The sequence below is a fragment of the Psychrobacter sp. 1U2 genome, from assembly GCF_051847575.1.
The window spans coordinates 1-1,430 of record NZ_JBPYDC010000202.1; the positions used below are offsets into that span (position 1 = coordinate 1).

At 43.0% G+C, this 1,430-nt stretch carries 2 protein-coding genes; one reads left to right on the top strand and one right to left on the bottom strand.

Features of this window, described 5'->3' with window-relative positions; genetic code table 11:
* Positions 1 to 262: phosphoribosylanthranilate isomerase (locus tag ACS8FD_RS14475; protein ID WP_439276371.1), on the bottom strand; the 262-nt coding region annotated here is incomplete at its 3' end.
* Between the two features lie 201 nt (positions 263 to 463).
* On the opposite strand from ACS8FD_RS14475, the gene ACS8FD_RS14480 reads away from it, so the two are divergent.
* A partial coding sequence (locus ACS8FD_RS14480; protein ID WP_439276372.1) for a deoxyribodipyrimidine photo-lyase occupies positions 464 to 1,430 on the top strand: 967 nt, incomplete at its 3' end.

Here is a 1,430-nt window from a genome sequence, read left to right on the forward strand (position 1 = left end):
CAGGCGTTTCATCGCCATGGAACTGGATAATATCAAAAGAGACGTCATTTGCTAAATTGATCAGCTCATCTTTGGGCATATTGACTACCAATGCCACCACGCTGACAAAAGCAGGTACAGCAGCGCTCAGAATTTGCGCTTGCTCTATTGTGACCGCGCGGGGGCTTGGTGGATAAAACACCAAACCCACTGCGTCTGCACCTAATTGTGCCGCAGTCTGTATATCATTAAGCTGAGTAAACCCGCAAAACTTAACGTGCATTTTGTGACCTTGCGTTTCATGGTGCTGAATATGACACCGATTATAGCGGTATCAGACAGGTTCAGGCTAAAGTTAAATCGTTAGATGTGATGAGGTTTTGTTAACCAAACGGCAAAGCCATTGCATCCAAAAACTTATCCTAGCATACTTTTATCCTTAGTTTCGTTTACGATTGCGATTGATTGATATAGGGATACCTTGATGTCTAAGACTGCACAGACAGCGGCGAATAATACTAATACTGACGACAATGCTACTAGCAAAAATCCACCGCATTACTTGATGTGGTTTCGTCGTGACCTTCGTATCCATGACAATACCGCTCTAGCAGCGCTGTGCGAACGTGCAAAGGAAGAAAACGCCTCGGTGTCTGCCGTATTCTTTTTGACGCCTGAGCAGTGGCAAGAACATGATACGTCCCTTGTGCAAGTCGACCATATTGCCCGCACGCTACCTATCCTAGCAAAGGACCTGCAGTCGCAACTGAACATCACTTTAACCGTGCAAATCTGTCCAAGCTTTACTGACTGTATAGAAACGCTCACAACCTTATGCAAAGATAATGAAATCAGTTGCATCATGGCCAATCATGAGTACGAAGGCAATGAGATTGATCGTGATGAGCAATTGAGTAAGCAACTTGCAAAAGATAATATCGAGTTCGTCCGCTGGCATGACCAATGCATTTTGCCACCGCAAAGCATTACGACCAATGATGGCGACAGCATGTATAAAGTCTTTACGCCATTTTATAAGAAATGGCGACATACGTTAGACGTTAGTACCATTCAAATGCATGAAGCACCCGCAGTGGATAGCAACTATAAAATCAAACTAAAATCATCGCAAACGTTTGCCAATACAGTCGATGATATCGAAGCACTAAGTAAAAAAATGCTCAGTGACTACCAGCAAACACTAGAAAAGAACAAGTCATTACAACATATCAATATGACAGCCCAGATTGACCAGGCAAGAGACGCTTATCCTGCTGGTGAAGATGCTGCTTGTCAGCGTTTAAAAGAATTTGTCGCTAATGATATAAATAACTATGATGTCAGCCGTGATGTCCCCCATTTACATGCAACCAGTCAGCTATCGGCTTATCTTACTATAGGGTCTATTAGTCCTAGATTTTGCTATCTACAAGCAAGTAAAGCACAAGAAA